Source organism: Streptomyces sp. NPDC111606, from assembly GCF_055656945.1.
The window spans coordinates 654,442-670,504 of sequence record NZ_JBVKBY010000001.1; the positions used below are offsets into that span (position 1 = coordinate 654,442).

Consider the following 16,063-nt stretch of genomic DNA (forward strand, 5'->3'; position numbering starts at 1 on the left):
GGCCGTGACCGAGCTGAAACGGCATACCGAGAGGAACGGACGGACCGTGCGACCCATGCGCACACGACTGACGGGCGCACTGCTGGCGGTGCTCGCCCTCACCACGGCGACGGCCTGCGGTGGCTCACCTGCGGCGGACCCGGCGAACAAGTCGGCCGCCACCACGACGACCGCCAACCGGGTCGAGCCCCTGGAGAACACCCCGGCCCCGAGCCTCCCCGCCACGGTCTCCGCGGCCGACGGCAAGAAGGTGACGGTCGAGAAAGCAGAGCGCCTCGTCCCCCTCTCCGGCAGCCTCAGCGAGATCGTCTTCACGCTCGGGCTCGGCGACCGCGTCGTCGCCCGGGACATCACCGCGACGTTCGGACAGGCGGCGAAGCTGCCGGTCGTCACCCGGGGCCATGACGTCTCGGCGGAGAGCGTGCTGTCGCTCGAGCCCGACCTGGTGCTCGCCGAGACCACGACGGGCCCCGAGGAGGCCATGGAGCAGATCCGTGCCGCGGGCGTCCCGGTCCTCGTGGTCGCCCCGGCCCACGGCCTGGACGACGTCGGCCCGCGCATCCGGGCCGTCGCCGACGCGCTCGGCGTACCGTCCGCGGGCAAGGAGCTGGCCGAGCGGTCGCAGGACCGGATCGCCGCCGTGCGCAAGGAAGTTCCCCGGCGGAGCGAGCAGCCGCGGGTCGCCTTCCTCTACCTGCGCGGCTCCGCCTCCGTCTACCTCATCGGCGGCAAGGGCTCCGGTGCCGGCTCCCTCGTCGAGGCGGCCGGTGCGGTCGACGCGGGAGCCGAGTCGGGACTGGCGAAGGACTTCACGCCCATCACCAGCGAGGCCCTCGTGAAGGCCGCGCCGGACGCGATTCTCGTGATGTCCAAGGGACTCGAGTCCGTCGGCGGCGTCGACGGCCTGGTGAAGATCCCGGGCGTCGCCGAGACCCCGGCGGGGATGGACCGCCGGGTCGTCTCGATCGAGGACGGCGCCCTGCTGAGCTACGGGCCGCGCACCGACCAGGTGCTGAGGTCGGTCGTGGCGCAGCTCTACACGAAGAGAGATGCGGCATGACCGTACTGGAGAAGGCCGCACCCGAGGCCGCGCCCGCCCTACCGGTCGGCAGACGGCACACCACCACGTGGCTGCTGACCGTCGGCATGGGCGTCGCCCTCCTGGTTCTCGTCCCGGTCGCCGCCGGGATCGGCGCCTACCCGATCCCGGTCGGGGACGTCCTCGGCTCCCTGCAGCACAAAGCCGGGCTCGGCGGCGGCGAGTTGGACCGGGTCGCCGAGTCGGTGCTGTGGAACGTGCGCTTCCCCCGGATCGTGCTCGCGCTGCTCATCGGGGCTTCGCTGGGCTGCGCCGGGGCGCTGATGCAGGGCGTGTTCGGCAACCCGCTGGCCGAGCCGAGCACCATCGGCGTCTCCCTGGGCGCGGCGGTCGGGGCGGTGGCCTCCATCTCGCTCGGGCTGACCTTCTTCGGCAACTGGACCCTGCCCGCGATGGCCTTCGTCACCGGGCTCGGCACCGTGCTGCTGGTGTACTCGATGTCCCGCTCGGCCGGCCGTACGGAGGTCGTGACCCTGATCCTCATGGGCATCGCCGTCAACGCCTTCGCCGGGGCGCTCATCGGCCTGTTCATCTTCCTCGCGGACACCGCCGCGGTGAACCAGATCACCTTCTGGCAGCTCGGCTCCCTCGCCCAGTCCACCTGGCCCAAGGTGACGGCGGTCCTGCCCTGCGCGGTCGTCGGGCTCGTGGTGGCGCCGCTGTACGCACGCCGCCTGGACCTGCTCGCGCTCGGAGACCGGCCCGCCCGGCACCTCGGGGTGGACGTGGAGCGGATGCGCGTCGCGTTGATCCTGGTCGTCGCGCTGCTCACCGCGGCCGCGGTGAGTGTGTCCGGGGTCATCGGGTTCATCGGCCTTGTCGTGCCGCACCTGTTGCGGATGGCCGCGGGGCCGGGACATCGGTTTCTCATTCCGGGGAGTGCGCTGGGCGGGGCGGTGGTGCTGCTCGCGGCGGATCTTGCCGCGCGGACGGTTGCGGCGCCGGCGGAGTTGCCGCTGGGTGTCTTGACCGCGCTGCTCGGCAGCCCGTTCTTCTTCTGGTTGTTGCGTAGGACGCGGCGCCGACAAGGGGGGTGGGCCTAGGCCGTGTCCGCAAAGTCCCGCCTGCCCCGCGACGCCTGGCACGCTCCCCCACTCTCGGCTTCGCTCGAGCGGGAGGGGCCCCCACCGCCGCACCGGGCGAAGCCCCGAGTACGTCCAGTACAAAGGGCTCCGCCCGGCACGCCGAGAGCACGCACCAGACGCCGTGGGGCCCGCCCTCCGGGCGGACGACGGGACTTTGCGGACACGACCTAGGGGTCGTATGCCGACTGCGGGCAGTGGGGGCTGGTCGCGCCCACGCGGCGGAGCCGCACATTGATACCGCCCCGCGCCCCCAGGTTCCTCAGCTCCTCTTCTCGAGAAGGACCCCTCCTATGAGACTGCTCCGCCCTCGTCCCGTACCCCCAGCGCCCGCCGAGCCCGGCGACACCCTCGCCGAAGCCGAGAACCTTCATGTGCGCCTCGGTGCGCGCATCGTGCTGCACGAGGTCTCCGTGAGCGTCCGCGCCGGCGAGGTGCTCGCCCTCGTCGGGCCCAACGGCGCCGGAAAGTCCACCCTGTTGAGCGCGCTGGCCGCCGACCTCCCGGCCGACGAGGGGGTCGTACGGATCCACGGCCGCCCGGCGGGCGACTGGTCCGCGCCCGAACTCGCCCTGCGCCGCGCCGTGCTCCCCCAGTCGGCGACCCTGTCCTTCCCCTTCACCGTCGAGGAGGTCGTCCGGATGGGCCGTGCGCCCTGGGCCTCCCTCGGGCTGGAGGACGACGACGCGGCCGTCGCCGAGGCCATGGCCGCCACCGAGGTGACGGAGTTCGCCGTACGGCCGTTCTCCGCGCTCAGTGGTGGCGAGCGGGCCCGGGTCGCACTCGCGCGGGTGCTCGCGCAGCGTGCGCCGCTGCTGCTGCTCGACGAGCCGACGGCGGCGCTGGACCTCAAGCACCAGGAGCTGGTGCTGCGGTTGTGCCGGGCGCGGGCGCGGGCCGGGGACGCGGTGGTGGTCGTCCTCCACGATCTGGGGCTCGCGGCGGCCTACGCGCACCGGGTGGCGATCCTGCGCGCCGGGCGGGTCGAGGCGGACGGGCGGCCCGCCGAGGTGTTCTCCGAGCGGCTGCTGTCGGAGGTCTACGACCAGCCGGTGGAGGTGCTTCCGCATCCGCGCACGGGAGAGGTCCTGGTGACCCCACGACGCTGACGCCGAGCAACCTTTGACGTTCCTTTGACTTCCCTATGGGAGCGTTTTTGGCCAATTCGGCGATCCTTAGGTGCGTTAGGTGAGCCTCACCTTCCTGTCTGCGTGAGGCCCGCCATGCACTCTTTTCGGCCACCCCTCTGGAGCCCTCATGCGACCCGCCAGACTCTCCGTCGTCACCGCCGCCGCCACCGTGGCGGCCCTGACCGCCGTCACGGGGTGCACCGAGAAAGGCAGTTCGGCGGGCGACGACCGGGTCGTCAGCGTGACCGCGACGGACGACAAGTGCGAGGTGTCGAAGAAGGAGTTCCCGGCCGGACACGTCGAACTCGCCATCGAGAACAAGGGTTCCAAGGTCACCGAGGTCTACATCCTCTTCCCGGACGACCGCATCGTCACCGAGCGCGAGAACATAGGCCCCGGCACCAAGCAGACGGTGACCGCCGAGGTGAAGGCGGGCGACTACACCATCGCCTGCAAGCCCGGCATGAAGGGCGACGGCATCCGGCAGACCGTCAAGGCCACCGGCAAGGGCGCGGCCGCCAAGCGCGACCCCCGGCTGGACAAGGCCGTCGCCGCCTACCGCGAGTACGCGCAGGCGCAGGCCGACGAGACCCTGCCGAAGGCGGAGGCGTTCGCCGAGGCGGTCAAGGACGGCGACGTCGAGGCCGCGAAGAAGGCCTACGCCCCCTCCCGGATCGGCTGGGAGCGCACCGAGCCGGTCGCGGAGTCCTTCGGTGACATCGACCCGAAGGTCGACGTCCGCGAGGACGGCCTGGAGGACGGTCAGAAGTGGACCGGCTGGCACCGCCTGGAGAAGTCCCTCTGGCAGGACAAGAAGCTCACCGACGAGGACACGACCCTCGCCGACCAGCTGATCACCGATCTGAAGGACTGGCAGAAGCGGGTCGGCAAGGCCGAGATCACCCCGACCTCCATGGCCAACGGTGCCAAGGAACTCCTCGACGAGGTCGCCACCGGCAAGGTCACCGGCGAGGAGGAGCGCTACTCGCACACCGACCTGGTCGACTTCAAGGCCAACGTCGAGGGCGCCGAGAAGGCGTACGAGCTGCTGAGGCCGGTCGCGCAGGAGAACGACCCGGCACTGGTCACCGAGCTCGACAAGCAGTTCGCGGCGCTGGACACGCTGCTCGACAAGTACCGGGCGGACAAGTCGTCGTACGACTTCACCTCGTACGACAAGGTCGGCAAGGACGCCCGCAAGGAGCTGTCGGACGGCGTCAACGCCCTCGCCGAGCCGCTGTCCAAGCTCGCCGCCGCCGTCGTCGTGAAGTAGGGACCCTGTCATGTCGGAATCGACCGAAGGCATTCCCTCCCGGCGTGCGCTGATCGGCTGGGGCGGTGCCGGGCTCGCGCTCGGTGCCGGCGCGGCCGGCGGTGCCGTGGCCATGACGCGCACCGGCAGCGACGTGGAGCCGGTCGGCGCGGCGGCAGGCGGTGCCATCGCCTTCCACGGTGACCACCAGGCCGGTATCGCCACGCCGGTGCAGGACCGGCTGCACTTCGCCGCGTTCGACGTGAAGACCGACGACCGGGCCGAGTTCGTGCGGATGCTGAAGGACTGGACGGCCGCCGCGCGCCGGATGACCGCCGGGCTGGCGGTCGGCGAGGGCGGGTTCGGCGGTCTGGCCGAGGCGCCGCCGGACGACACCGGTGAGGCGCTGGGGCTGAAGCCGTCGCGGCTGACCCTGACGATCGGCTTCGGGCCGTCGCTCTTCGAGAAGTACGGCGAGAGCTTCGGCATCGCGGACGACCGCCCCGAACCCCTCGTCGAGCTGCCGAAGTTCGCCGGTGACAATCTGGACAGGAACCGCAGCGGCGGCGACCTGTGCATCCAGGCCTGCGCGGACGACCCGCAGGTCGCCGTGCACGCCATTCGCAACCTGGCCCGCATCGGCTTCGGCAAGGTCGTCATCCGCTGGTCCCAGCTGGGCTTCGGGAAGACCTCGTCCACGACCCCCGAGGAGCAGACCCCGCGCAACCTCATGGGCTTCAAGGACGGCACCCGCAACATCGCGGGGACGGAGACGGACCGCCTGAGGAAGTTCGTCTGGGTGGACCCCGCCGAGGGGCCCGCGTGGCTGCGCGGCGGCTCCTACCTCGTGGCCCGCCGTATCCGCATGCACATCGAGACCTGGGACCGCACGTCTCTCCAGGAGCAGGAGGACATCATCGGCCGGGACAAGGGCGAGGGCGCCCCGGTCGGCAAGGCGAAGGAGCGCGACGAGCCGTTCCTGAAGGCGATGCTGCCCGACGCGCACGTCCGGCTCGCGCACCCCGACTCCAACGACGGGGCGACGGTCCTGCGCCGCGGCTACTCCTTCACCGACGGCACCGACGGCCTCGGTCGGCTCGACGCGGGCCTGTTCTTCCTCGCCTACCAGCGCGACCCGCGCACCGGGTTCATCCGGATCCAGCGCAATCTGGCCCCCGACTCGCTCAACGAGTACATCCAGCACGTGGGTTCGGCGCTCTTCGCGGTCCCGCCCGGCGTCCGCGACAAGGACGACTGGTGGGGCAGCACGCTGTTCGCCAAGGAGGCGTAGCCAGTGTTCTCCAACTACCTGATCGGCCTGCGCGAGGGGCTGGAAGCGAGCCTCGTCGTCTGCATCCTCATCGCGTACCTGGTCAAGACCGACCGCCGGGACGCGCTGAAGCCCATCTGGATCGGCATCGGTGTCGCCCTCGCCCTCGCGCTCGGCTTCGGCTGCGCGCTCGAATTCGGCTCGCAGGAGCTGACGTTCGAGGCACAGGAGGCGCTCGGCGGCTCCCTGTCGATCATCGCGGTGGGCCTGGTGACGTGGATGGTCTTCTGGATGCGGCGCACCGCCCGGCATCTCAGGGCCGAGCTGCACGGCAAACTGGACGCCGCCCTGCGGATGGGCACGGGCGCGCTGGTGGCGACCGCGTTCCTGGCCGTCGGCCGGGAGGGCCTGGAGACCGCCCTGTTCGTGTGGGCGTCGGTGCGTGCGGCCGGCGACGGCACCCCGCGCCCGCTGATCGGCGTCGCCCTCGGCATCGCCACGGCGGTCGTCCTGGGCTGGCTCTTCTACCGCGGCGCCGTGCGCATCAACCTCGCCAAGTTCTTCACGTGGACCGGCGGCATGCTGGTCGTGGTGGCGGCGGGCGTGCTGGCGTACGGGGTCCACGACCTGCAGGAGGCGCGCTGGGTGCCGGGCCTGCGCGACAAGGCGTTCGACATCAGCGACACCATCGATCCGTCCAGCTGGTACGGAACCCTGCTGAAGGGCGTCTTCAACTTCCAGCCGGACCCGACCGTCCTCCAGGTCACGGTGTGGCTGCTGTACCTGATCCCGACACTCGCGCTGTTCCTCGCCCCGGTAGGGTTCGCCTCCGGGAAGGGGAAGGTGAAAGCACCTGATGAGCAGGGATCGCGGCCCTCGAAGGCTCCGCAGGCTTGACCGGAGCGCACTGATAGCGGCATCGCTGACCGCTTTGTCGTTGACGGCAAGCGGATGCGTGGTGGTCCACGGGGAGAAGGAAGTGCTCCCCTCAACCACCAAGGCGGAGGCCGCCAAGGCCCTCCAGCAGTTCACAGCCGCGTACAACAAGGCCGACGAGGCCTACGACAGCTCCCTGGACGCCGACCATGTCACCGGCGCCTTCGGCGCCATCGACCAGGCGCGGCTGAAGGCGGGCAAGGCGGTGAGTCCCGAGGGCAACGCGGCGCACACGCCGCTGGAGCTGTCGGACACCAAGTTCACGATTCCGAAGAAGGCGGGCTGGCCACGCTGGTTCGTGGCCGACGCGGCCGCCAACAAGGGCGGCAGCGCCCGCTGGGTGTTCGTGTTCAGCCGTGACAGCCTGACCGATCCGTGGGAGGCGGCGTATCTGACGCTGCTGGCCCCCGGTGACGTACCGGAGTTCAAGACGGACAAGGACGGCTGGGCCGAGGCCGTCCCCGCGAACTCGACCGAACTGGCCGTGGCGCCAAGGGACTTGAGCAAGGACTATGTGACCTACCTCAAGGACGGCGGGGACACCTTCGCCAATGGCCGTCACACCAGCACCTGGCGTACCGAGCGGTCACAGAAGGCCGAGCGGCCGGGCCTGGTCAGGCAGTACATCGACGAGCCGCTGACGAGCGGTGACTACCAGCCGCTGGCGCTGCGCACGAAGGACGGCGGGGCGTTGGTGTTCTTCACCACGCGCCACTACGAGAAGGAGACCGCCCACACGGGCGCGGCCGTCCCCACCCCGAGCAAGGGCGTGCTGGCGCTGACCAACGGCGAGATCAAGCAGTCGCTGACGATGGAGTTCGTCTCCACCGAGGTGGCGCTGGACCCGAAGGGCTCCGGAAAGGTGAAGGTCCTCGGCCGGATCCAGGGAATGACGTCGGCTAAGGGCGAGTAGCGCGCCGCCGGGAGTCAGTGGCGGCGCAGGGGCCAGGCCGCGGAGACGTGGTCGGGCTCCTCGCCGACGTAGCGGGCGCAGGCGTCGGTGAGGATCTCCAGGACGCTGAGCGGGTCGGGCAGCGGGTGCTCGAGGCCGCGTACCCAGTGGACGGTCTGGTCACCGGGCAGCTGCGCGGGCGGTACGAGGACGTACGAGCCGCGGCAGTGCCAGCGCAGTCCCGGGTGCTCGTCCATGGTCTCGGGGTGGCAGTCCAGCTCGCAGGGCCACCACTCGTCCTCGTCCTCGGGGGTGCCGCGGGTGAGGGTGAAGAACAGCAGGCGGCCGTCGTCGCTCTCGGCGACCGGGCCGACCTCGATGCCCGCGTCGAGCAGTCGCTCCAGCGCTTCGAGCCCGGCTTCGACCGGGACGTCCAGGACGTCGTGCACCATGCCGGTGGCGGTGATGAAGTTGGCCTGCGGCTGGTGGCGGGCCCAGCGCTCGATCTGGGCGCGGTCGGTGGTGGACTGCGTCTGCCAGGCGAAGGACACCGGGTGCCGGGCGGGCGTGGGACAGCCGACGCGATCACAGGAACATCGATAGCCGGCCGGGTGCGCGGCGGGCGCGAGCGGCAGTCCCACCGCCGCGGCGGCGAGCAGCAGGGCCTCCCGGCCACCGTCGCCGGCGGCCTCCTTGGGGCGGCGTCCGCGCAGCCACTGGGAGATTTTGCCCTGCAGGCCGGTCCGGCCCAACTCCGCGCTCATCTATCCCCTCGCCTCGCTGTCGTGCGGAACAGCATGCCCTATGGTCCCACCATCGTGCGCTTCGGGGGGCCGTAGCGGACAACCGGGCCAGGTGGGGCGAGGCGTACACAGCACCTGGATCATCAGCAATGCGCTGCTTCGGCGGCAATTACGCCCTTACCGCGTGCGCGGGGCGATGCCGTGGAGGGCGTAGTCGACCAGGGTGTCCGTGTACTCGTACGTGATCGGGCCCGTGTACTGGAGCCAGCGCTGGGCGAGGGGGGAGACCCAGAGTTCGAGGGCGATGCGCGGATCGACGTCCTGGCGGACCTGGCCGGCCTCCTGCGCGGCGCGTACCCGGTCGACGTACAGCTGGAGCGACGGCGCGAGGAGCTTGGCCACGAAGACCCGGCCGAGCTCCTCGTTGACCACGCCCTCGGCGGCCAGGGCGCGGGACGGGATCTCGAAGCCGGGGTCCTTGAGCTGGTCGACGGTGAGGCGCAGTACGGCCTTGAGGTCGGCGGCGAGGTCGCCGGTGTCCGGGATGGCGAACTCGTACTCCGGGCCCGCGTCCCGCGACGCCTGTTCACTCAGGTCGAGGAAGGCCTCCAGCAGGACGTCCGCCTTCGACGACCACCACCGGTAGATCGTCTGCTTGCCGACGCCGGCACGGGCGGCGATCCCCTCGATCGTGGTCCTGGGGTAGCCGACCTCCCCGACGAGGGCGAGGGCGGCGTCGTAGATGGCCCGACGGGACTTCTCGCTCCGGCGGGTGCTGTTGGGTGCGGGCTGAGCGGACTTTTGAGCTGCCATGGCTCGAATTTATCAGGTTGACAAGACGGAGCGTCTCGCTGGACTCTGAGGGAGTACTCAATCGAGACGATACGTCTCGTCGATTCGTCGCCCACCGGGTGGCGAGAACGAATGCCGAGAGGAGCCAGCCCATGGCCCGAGGTGGCGGAAACATGCTGGGAGTCGGCGGCACACGTCGAAACCTCGACCGCAAGGCACTGCGCGGTGGCGGCCGGAACGGCCGGATCGGCGGCGGGGTCGACCCGCAGGCCCAGAAGAAGGAGCTGCTGCGCAAGTTCCAGGAGAAGAACGCCGAGCAGGAGCAGGAGGAAGGGACGGAGGCGTCCCAGGAGGGCAAGCAGGCGTCCTAGTCGAGCACACGTCCTGGACGAGCGGACGTCCTAGTCGAACGCCGGCGGCCACTCGTCGCCCCAGTCCGCGTCGCGGGCGGCCTTGTAGAGGTCGCCGTGGCGCTTGGTGACCGTGGTGCGGCGCAGGGCCGGTTCGGTCTCGCAGAGGTCGAGGAGGACCTGGCCCTTGCGGATCTGCGGCTTGCGGACGATGCGGGCGGGGGCCGGGGCGACCGGGAGGCGGGTGGCGGCGACGTAGCTGAACTTCTCGTCCTCGTAGGCGAGGGAGCCGCCCTTGATCTGGCGGTGCAGGGAAGAGCGGCTGACCCGTGCCGAGAAGTGGCACCAGTCCGTGCCGGGGACGATCGGGCAGTCGGCGCTGTGCGGGCAGGGGGCGGCGATGTGGAATCCGGCGCCGATCAGGCGGTCGCGGGCCTCGATGACGCGGGCGTAGCCGTCGGGGGTGCCGGGTTCGACGATCACGACGGCCTGGGCGACGGACGCCACGGTGTCGAGGAGGGTGGTGCGGTCGGGGGCGGTGAGCTCGTTGAGGACGTAGGAGACGGTGACGAGGTCGGTGGGGTCCAGGGTGAGGGCCGAGCCGATGCGGGCGCGCTGCCAACGGGCGTGTTGCAGCGCCGGGTTGGCGGCGGCGATCTCCCTGCCCGTCTGCAGGGCGGGCTCGGCCCAGTCCAGCACGGTGACGCCGCGCTCGCCCGGCCAGGTCGCGGTGACGGCCCAGGTCGCGGCGCCGGTGCCGCCGCCGACGTCGGTGTGGCTGCCGGGGGTCCAGTCCGGTACGGCCCGTGCGAACGCCTCCAGCGCCGAGCGGACCGCCTCGAAGGTCGCGGGCATCCGGTACGCGGCGTAGGCCGCCACGTCGGCGCGGTCGCGCAGGATGGGGGCGTCGGTGGGGGTGGCGCCCCGGTAGCTGGCGATCAGCCGCTCCACGGCCTGCGCGGCCTGGCGGGGCGGGAGGCCGTCGAGGAGGGTGGCGAGGCTGCTGCGCAGGGCGTCCGCCGGGGATGCGGGGTCGTTCACCCGGCGATTCTACGAGGGCGGGCGGTGTGGGTGCGGCCCCGGGGTTTTCGCCCCCGCCGCCCCTACCCTCCCCCACTCTCGGCTTCGCTCGAGCGGGGGGACCCCATCGTCCCTGAGGGCTGCCGCCCCCAGACCCCCGCTTCGGCCCTGAACGGGCCTCGTCCTCAAACGCCGGACGGGCTGAATCGCTGGGCCGGCGCTGGAACAGCGCTCTACCCCCGCACCGCCCGCGCCACCCGCGTCCCCGCACTGGCCCGCGGCCTACTGTCCGGCGCCCGCCTCCGCGGATGCACCGTATTCGCCAGCAGCACCACAAACGTGTCCGTCACCGGATCCAGCACCAACGACGTCCCCGTGAACCCCGTATGCCCGGCGGCCCCCCGCCCCGCCAACTCCCCCATGAACCACGGCTGATCCACCGCGAACCCCAGCCCGGGCTCGGACAGCAGCAGCTCCACGAAGTCCGGACCGAGGATCCGGGCGGGCCCGTACGCGCCGCCGGAGAGCAGGGCCCGGCAGAAGACCGCAAGGTCACGCCCCGTGGCGAAGAGGCCGGCGTGGCCCGCCACCCCGCCCAGCACCCAGGCGTTCTCGTCGTGGACGACCCCCCGCAGCATCCCCCGGTCCGCTTTGGCCCACGGCCGCCGCTGGTCCTCGGTCGCCGCCGCGCCGGGGCAGGGTCCGAAATGGGTCGACGTCATACCCAGGGGCCGGGTGATGCCGTCGTGGATCAGGACGTCGAGCGTGCGGCCGGTGATGCGTTCGAGCACATGCTGCAGCAACAGCAGGTTGAGGTCCGAGTAGCAGTACGTCCCCGGCACCCCCACCGGCGGCTCCGCACGCAAGCGGTCCAGCCGCTCCGCGTCGTCCCGGCAGTCGTACAGCGGCAGTTCGGGCCGCAACCCCGAGGTGTGGGTCAGCAACTGACGCACCGTGACGTCATGCCGGGCCGCCGCGTGGAAGTCCGGCAGATACGCCCCGACCCGCGCGTCGATGCCCAGGGTGCCGCGCTCGATCTGCTGCACCGCGGCGACCGAGGTGAACAGCTTGGTGAGGGAGGCGAGGTCGAAGGGGGTCGAGGCGGTCATGGGGACCTGCCTCTCGGGCGGCAGTTCCACCCCGGCGTCCTTGTCCTCGTCGTAGGAGGCGTACCGCACCGCCCAGCCCACAGCCTCCTCGACGGCGAGGTAGGGCCCCCGCCCGACGATCAGCACCGCCCCGGCCGCCCAGGGGCGAGAGCCGGTCGTGAGGTCGTGGACCTCGCGGACGAGCTGACGGATCTCCTCGGGGTCGAGTCCGGCCCTTTCCGGCGTGTCCCCGCGCAGTCTCGGCGCGCTCAGCTCTCTGCTCCCTCCGCACCCGCACGACTGTTCCAGGGACGGCACATTCCCATGAAGCAGGCCAGCGCCACCAGTGCTGCGGCCAGTTGGACGACGGCCATCGGGACGGCGGTGTCCTCTCCGGCGATGCCCACGAGGGGCGAGGCGATGGCGCCGATGAGGAACGAGGACGTGCCGAGCAGCGCGGAGGCGGACCCGGCGGCGTGCTTGGTGCGCAGCAGGGCGAGGGCCTGGGTGTTGGGCAGGGTGACGCCCATCGCGGACATCAGGACGAAGAGGGCCGCCGCCACCGGCACCAGCCCGACCTCGCCGAAGACGCCCAGCGACATCAGCAGCAGCGCGGTCGCGGCCAGGATCACCACGGCCAGCCCCGCGCCCAGCACCCGGTCCAGACTGACCCGCCCCACCAGCACCTTGCCGTTGATCTGGCCGACGATCACCAGCCCGACCGAGTTGAGGCCGAACAGCAGGCTGAAGGTCTGCGGCGAGGCACCGTAGATCTCCTGGATCACGAACGGCGACGCCGATATGTAGGCGAACAGCGCGGCGAAGGCGAACCCGCCGGCCAGCATGTACCCGGCGAAGGCACGATCGGCGAGCAGCCCGCGCATGGCCCGCAGGGCCTCACCGACCCCACCGCTGTGCCGGTCCTGCGGCGCCAGGGTCTCGGGGAGCCTGCGCCAGACGAGGGCGGCGAGCAGTACCCCGACCACCGTCAGCGCGACGAACACACCCCGCCAGTCCGTCACCCGCAGGACCTGGCCGCCGATGAGCGGCGCCACGATCGGGGCGACCCCGGAGATCAGCATGAGGGTGGAGAAGAAGCGGGCCATGGCCACGCCGTCGTACAGGTCCCGTACGACCGCCCTCGCGATCACGATGGCCGCCGCCCCCGCGAGGCCCTGCGCCAGCCGGAAGGCGACCAGCAACCCGATGCTGGGCGCGAGCGCGCACAGCGCGGTGGCGACGACGTACACGGCGAGGCCCGCCAGCAGCGGGCGCCTGCGGCCCCACCGGTCGCTCATCGGGCCGACCACCAGCTGCCCGAGCGCCATGCCGGCCAGACAGGCGGTGAGGGTGAGCTGCACGGTCGCGGCGGGGGCGTGCAGGGACCCGGTGACCTCGGGGAGCGCCGGGAGGTACATGTCCATCGCCAGCGGGGGCGTCGCCGCCAGACCGCCGAGGATGAGGGTGACGAGCCAACTGGTGGCCCGCAGGGATCGGGCGGGCGGCCCGTCCGTCTTCGGTACGGCCGGCTGCGACACGTCCGGTATCGGCTCCGCCGGCTGTATCGGCCCCCCACGGTCGCCCATGCGCCCCTCCCTCTCCGAGTGATCCGCCCTCTATGCTCTCAGCTCGTACAGAGTGCCGAGGGTCACATGAGCGAGGGGTGGGACCGCAGTGACGGAACGAAGCGTGCGGTGGGGGATCCTGGCGACCGGCGGGATCGCGGCCGCGTTCACCGCGGATCTCGTGGACCTGCCGGATGCCGAGGTGGTGGCCGTGGCCTCGCGGAGCCAGGACTCCGCCGACGTGTTCGCCGAGCGCTTCGGGATCCCGCGGGCGTACGGCGACTGGAACGCGCTCGCCGAGGACGGCGACATCGATGTCGTGTACGTCGCCACCCCGCACTCGGCGCACCGCGTCGCCGCCGGGCTGTGCCTGGAGGCCGGGCGCAACGTGCTGTGTGAGAAGGCGTTCACGCTGAACGCGCGCGAGGCCGAGGAACTGGTCTCGCTGGCGAAGGCGCGCGGCAGCTTCCTGATGGAAGCCATGTGGATGTACTGCAACCCGCTCGTCCGGCGGCTCAAAGCCCTCGTGGACGACGGCGCGATCGGCGAAGTGCGCCATGTGCAGGCCGACTTCGGGCTGGCCGGCCCCTTCCCGCCCGCGCACCGGCTGCGCGATCCGGCGCAGGGCGGCGGCGCGCTGCTGGACCTCGGCGTGTACCCGGTCTCCTTCGCGCAGTTGCTGCTCGGGGAGCCGTCGGACGTCACGGCGCGCTCGATACTGTCCGCCGAGGGCGTCGACCTCCAGACCGGTGCCCTGCTCTCCTGGGACAGCGGTGCCCTCGCCTCCCTGCACTGCTCCATCGTCGGCGGTACGGCGACCGCCGCGTCGGTCACCGGCTCGGGCGGCCGTATCGACATACCGCACGGCTTCTTCTTCCCGGACCGTTTCGTCCTGCATCGCGACGGCCGTGACCCCGAGGAGTTCACGGCCGACCCGGCGGACGGGCCGCGCAACAGCCTGCGGCACGAGGCGGCCGAGGTGATACGGGCCCTGCGCGCCGGCGAGAGCGAGTCACCGCTGGTCCCGCTGGACGGCACGCTGGCCGTGATGCGGACGCTCGACGCGATCCGGGACCGCGTCGGCGTCCGCTACCCGGGCGAGGCCCCCGAAGAGGACCGCGCGCCCGAACTCACGCCGGCGTGAGCCCCGGCTCCCCGACCTCCGTCACGAAGGACGCGGCCGTCGTGACCGGCGCCCCGGGCGTGGTCACGTACGGCACCGTCTTGAAGTCGGTCCGCGCCAGCTGCTGCCCCAGCGCGACGGTCACATAGCCGCGCCGTCCGTTGTAGAACTTCATGTGCGGGTTGGCCTGCATGTACGTGTCCCAGTTGGCGGGCTTGTCGATGCCGTCCCGGCCGCTGGCGATCGACGTGGCGACGATCTCCGTGCCGAGCGTGGCGGAGTCGGGGTCGTCGAAGTCGTCCTTGATGTCGAAGCCGTACCCGACGTGGACGTCACCGGTGAGCACCATCAGGTTCTCGACGGCGGCGGCCTTGGCGCCGTCCAGCACACGGCGGCGGGAGGCGCGGTAGCCGTCCCAGGCGTCCATCGACACCCGTGAGGGCGTGACGAGGTCGAACTTGCGCTGGGCGAAGGTGACCTGCTGCGGTACGACGTTCCACAGTGCCGTCGAGTCGCGCCAGCCGTCGAGCAGCCACCGCTCCTGCGTCGCCCCGGTCATCGTGCGCGCCGGGTCGTCGACGTCCGGGCCGGGGATCTGCGAGCCGTCGCCGTACGCCTGGTTGGAGCGGTACTGCCGGGTGTCCAGCACGTCGAACTGGGCGAGCCGGCCCCATTGCAGGCGCCGATAGAGCTGCATGTCGGGGCCGACGGGCCGCTGCGGGAGGCGCAGCGGCTGGTTCTCCCAGTAGGCCCGGTAGGCGGAGGCCCGGCGCAGCAGGAACTCCTCCGGCGGGACGCTGTTCTCCGGGATGTCGTCGGCGTAGTTGTTCTCGGTCTCGTGGTCGTCCCAGGTGACGACGAACGGGTGCGCCGCGTGCGCGGCCATGAGGTCGGGGTCGGACTTGTAGAGGGCGTAGCGCAGGCGGTAGTCCTCCAGGGTCACCGTCTCGCGGTTGAAGTGCGTGGGGAGCGTGCGGTCGGTGTAGTTGCGGTAGCCGCCGACCGAGTTGACCGCGTACTCGTACAGGTAGTCGCCGAGGTGGAAGACGATGTCGACGTCGTCCTGGGCGAGGTGGCGGTACGGCGTGTAGTAGCCGTCGGTGTACGCCTGGCAGGAGACCGCCGCGAAGGTCAGCGAGCTCGCCGCGGCGCCCGCGAGCGGCGCGGTGCGGGTGCGGCCCGTCTCGCTGATCCAGGTGCCGGTGCGGAAGCGGTAGTAGAAGACGCGGTCCGGGTCGAGGCCGTCGACCTCGACGTGGACCGTGTGGTGGAACTCGGGGTGCGCGGTGGCGGTGCCGCTTCTGGCGATGCTGCTGAACTGCTCGTCGTTCGCCAGCTCCCAGTCGACGGTGACCCGTTCGGCGGGCAGTCCGCCGTCGGGCTGGTACGGCACGGGGGCGAGGCGGGTCCACAGAACGACGGAGCCGGGCAGCGGGTCGCCCGAGGCCACGCCGAGGGTGAAGGGGTCGGTGTCGATCCGGCGAGCGTCGAGCTCGGCGGCGCTCGCCGCGCCCGTGGCGGGCAGGCTCACGGCGAAGGCGAGCGCGGCTGCCGCGCCGGTGAGGGTCAGGAAGCGGCGCCGTCCGATGTGCCGGGCGGCGGCGCGCAGTTCGGGGGTGTGCTGGGGCGCGTGTGGTGTGAGTGTCATCCGGTCCTCCCCTGCCTGATGGATGCACGAGGCATTGGAGTGGCCGGGCACGACACTCACTTGGCGCGTACAC

Annotated in this window: 15 protein-coding genes; 9 read left to right on the top strand and 6 right to left on the bottom strand. The window is 71.6% G+C overall.

The features are described 5' to 3' along the window. The first annotated feature begins 55 nt into the window (after nucleotides 1-55). The 7 genes from ACZ7M7_RS03005 (at nucleotide 56) to ACZ7M7_RS03035 (ending at nucleotide 7,682) form a co-directional block, all read left to right on the top strand. Nucleotides 56-1,060, top strand: a complete 1,005-nt coding sequence (locus tag ACZ7M7_RS03005) for a heme/hemin ABC transporter substrate-binding protein (RefSeq protein WP_472112190.1) — start codon at nucleotides 56-58, stop codon at nucleotides 1,058-1,060. After that, entirely contained in the window at nucleotides 1,057-2,142 is a 1,086-nt protein-coding gene (locus ACZ7M7_RS03010; protein ID WP_472112193.1) for a FecCD family ABC transporter permease, read from the top strand. The genes ACZ7M7_RS03005 and ACZ7M7_RS03010 overlap by 4 nt, the downstream gene beginning before the upstream one ends. Nucleotides 2,143-2,474: 332 nt before the next feature. Next, the gene (locus tag ACZ7M7_RS03015; RefSeq protein ID WP_472112196.1) at nucleotides 2,475-3,290 is read left to right on the top strand and encodes a heme ABC transporter ATP-binding protein; all 816 of its coding nucleotides are present in this window, start codon (nucleotides 2,475-2,477) and stop codon (nucleotides 3,288-3,290) included. 148 nt (nucleotides 3,291-3,438) lie between these two features. After that, nucleotides 3,439-4,584, top strand: coding sequence for an iron uptake system protein EfeO (efeO, locus tag ACZ7M7_RS03020; RefSeq protein ID WP_472112199.1), 1,146 nt, complete (start codon nucleotides 3,439-3,441; stop codon nucleotides 4,582-4,584). 10 nt (nucleotides 4,585-4,594) lie between these two features. Beyond that, complete coding sequence (efeB, locus tag ACZ7M7_RS03025; protein ID WP_472112203.1) at nucleotides 4,595-5,854, top strand: iron uptake transporter deferrochelatase/peroxidase subunit; 1,260 nt, start codon at nucleotides 4,595-4,597, stop codon at nucleotides 5,852-5,854. Nucleotides 5,855-5,857: 3 nt separating this feature from the next. Further along, complete coding sequence (gene efeU, locus ACZ7M7_RS03030) at nucleotides 5,858-6,730, top strand: iron uptake transporter permease EfeU (RefSeq protein ID WP_472112206.1); 873 nt, start codon at nucleotides 5,858-5,860, stop codon at nucleotides 6,728-6,730. Next, entirely contained in the window at nucleotides 6,690-7,682 is a 993-nt protein-coding gene (locus ACZ7M7_RS03035) for an SCO2278 family lipoprotein (RefSeq protein WP_472112209.1), read from the top strand. The genes efeU and ACZ7M7_RS03035 overlap by 41 nt, the downstream gene beginning before the upstream one ends. 14 nt (nucleotides 7,683-7,696) lie before the next feature. Here ACZ7M7_RS03035 and ACZ7M7_RS03040 read toward each other — a convergent pair whose 3' ends face one another. Both ACZ7M7_RS03040 and ACZ7M7_RS03045 read right to left on the bottom strand, forming a co-directional pair. Continuing rightward, complete coding sequence (locus ACZ7M7_RS03040) at nucleotides 7,697-8,425, bottom strand: bifunctional DNA primase/polymerase (RefSeq protein WP_383596101.1); 729 nt, start codon at nucleotides 8,423-8,425, stop codon at nucleotides 7,697-7,699. A 156-nt stretch (nucleotides 8,426-8,581) separates the two neighbouring features. Next, on the bottom strand, nucleotides 8,582-9,217 hold the full coding sequence (locus ACZ7M7_RS03045; protein ID WP_383596098.1) for a TetR/AcrR family transcriptional regulator: 636 nt from the start codon (nucleotides 9,215-9,217) through the stop codon (nucleotides 8,582-8,584). 131 nt (nucleotides 9,218-9,348) lie between these two features. On the opposite strand from ACZ7M7_RS03045, the gene ACZ7M7_RS03050 reads away from it, so the two are divergent. Continuing rightward, nucleotides 9,349-9,567, top strand: a complete 219-nt coding sequence (locus ACZ7M7_RS03050) for a DUF6243 family protein (RefSeq protein WP_383596095.1) — start codon at nucleotides 9,349-9,351, stop codon at nucleotides 9,565-9,567. 30 nt (nucleotides 9,568-9,597) lie between these two features. Here the strand turns inward: ACZ7M7_RS03050 and ACZ7M7_RS03055 are convergent, their stop codons facing one another. The 3 genes from ACZ7M7_RS03055 to ACZ7M7_RS03065 form a co-directional block, all read right to left on the bottom strand. Then, nucleotides 9,598-10,587 (bottom strand): small ribosomal subunit Rsm22 family protein, encoded by a 990-nt coding sequence (locus tag ACZ7M7_RS03055; protein ID WP_472112212.1) that lies wholly within the window; start codon nucleotides 10,585-10,587, stop codon nucleotides 9,598-9,600. Between the two features lie 212 nt (nucleotides 10,588-10,799). Then, nucleotides 10,800-11,972: a serine hydrolase domain-containing protein gene (locus ACZ7M7_RS03060; RefSeq protein ID WP_472112215.1), complete on the bottom strand. Its 1,173-nt coding sequence runs from the start codon at nucleotides 11,970-11,972 to the stop codon at nucleotides 10,800-10,802. Next, complete coding sequence (locus tag ACZ7M7_RS03065) at nucleotides 11,924-13,240, bottom strand: multidrug effflux MFS transporter (RefSeq protein ID WP_472112218.1); 1,317 nt, start codon at nucleotides 13,238-13,240, stop codon at nucleotides 11,924-11,926. The genes ACZ7M7_RS03060 and ACZ7M7_RS03065 overlap by 49 nt, the downstream gene beginning before the upstream one ends. An 88-nt stretch (nucleotides 13,241-13,328) precedes the next feature. Here ACZ7M7_RS03065 and ACZ7M7_RS03070 point away from each other — a divergent pair, with 88 nt between their 5' ends. Beyond that, the gene (locus ACZ7M7_RS03070) at nucleotides 13,329-14,363 is read left to right on the top strand and encodes a Gfo/Idh/MocA family protein (RefSeq protein ID WP_472112221.1); all 1,035 of its coding nucleotides are present in this window, start codon (nucleotides 13,329-13,331) and stop codon (nucleotides 14,361-14,363) included. Here the strand turns inward: ACZ7M7_RS03070 and ACZ7M7_RS03075 are convergent. Next, nucleotides 14,350-15,990, bottom strand: a complete 1,641-nt coding sequence (locus tag ACZ7M7_RS03075; protein WP_472112224.1) for an alkaline phosphatase D family protein — start codon at nucleotides 15,988-15,990, stop codon at nucleotides 14,350-14,352. The two genes, ACZ7M7_RS03070 and ACZ7M7_RS03075, sit on opposite strands and share 14 nt — an antisense overlap. Nucleotides 15,991-16,063: the final 73 nt, after the last annotated feature.

What these genes read in the sequence shown, in the direction of transcription:
- ACZ7M7_RS03005 (WP_472112190.1), top strand. Translation starts at nt 56, where the DNA reads ATGCGCACACGACTGACGGGCGCACTGCTGGCGGTGCTCGCCCTCACC.
- ACZ7M7_RS03010 (WP_472112193.1), top strand. Translation starts at nt 1,057, where the DNA reads ATGACCGTACTGGAGAAGGCCGCACCCGAGGCCGCGCCCGCCCTACCG.
- ACZ7M7_RS03015 (WP_472112196.1), top strand. Translation starts at nt 2,475, where the DNA reads ATGAGACTGCTCCGCCCTCGTCCCGTACCCCCAGCGCCCGCCGAGCCC.
- efeO (WP_472112199.1), top strand. Translation starts at nt 3,439, where the DNA reads ATGCGACCCGCCAGACTCTCCGTCGTCACCGCCGCCGCCACCGTGGCG.
- efeB (WP_472112203.1), top strand. Translation starts at nt 4,595, where the DNA reads ATGTCGGAATCGACCGAAGGCATTCCCTCCCGGCGTGCGCTGATCGGC.
- ACZ7M7_RS03035 (WP_472112209.1), top strand. Translation starts at nt 6,690, where the DNA reads ATGAGCAGGGATCGCGGCCCTCGAAGGCTCCGCAGGCTTGACCGGAGC.
- ACZ7M7_RS03040 (WP_383596101.1), bottom strand. Translation starts at nt 8,425, where the DNA reads ATGAGCGCGGAGTTGGGCCGGACCGGCCTGCAGGGCAAAATCTCCCAG.
- ACZ7M7_RS03045 (WP_383596098.1), bottom strand. Translation starts at nt 9,217, where the DNA reads ATGGCAGCTCAAAAGTCCGCTCAGCCCGCACCCAACAGCACCCGCCGG.
- ACZ7M7_RS03050 (WP_383596095.1), top strand. Translation starts at nt 9,349, where the DNA reads ATGGCCCGAGGTGGCGGAAACATGCTGGGAGTCGGCGGCACACGTCGA.
- ACZ7M7_RS03065 (WP_472112218.1), bottom strand. Translation starts at nt 13,240, where the DNA reads ATGGGCGACCGTGGGGGGCCGATACAGCCGGCGGAGCCGATACCGGAC.
- ACZ7M7_RS03075 (WP_472112224.1), bottom strand. Translation starts at nt 15,990, where the DNA reads ATGACACTCACACCACACGCGCCCCAGCACACCCCCGAACTGCGCGCC.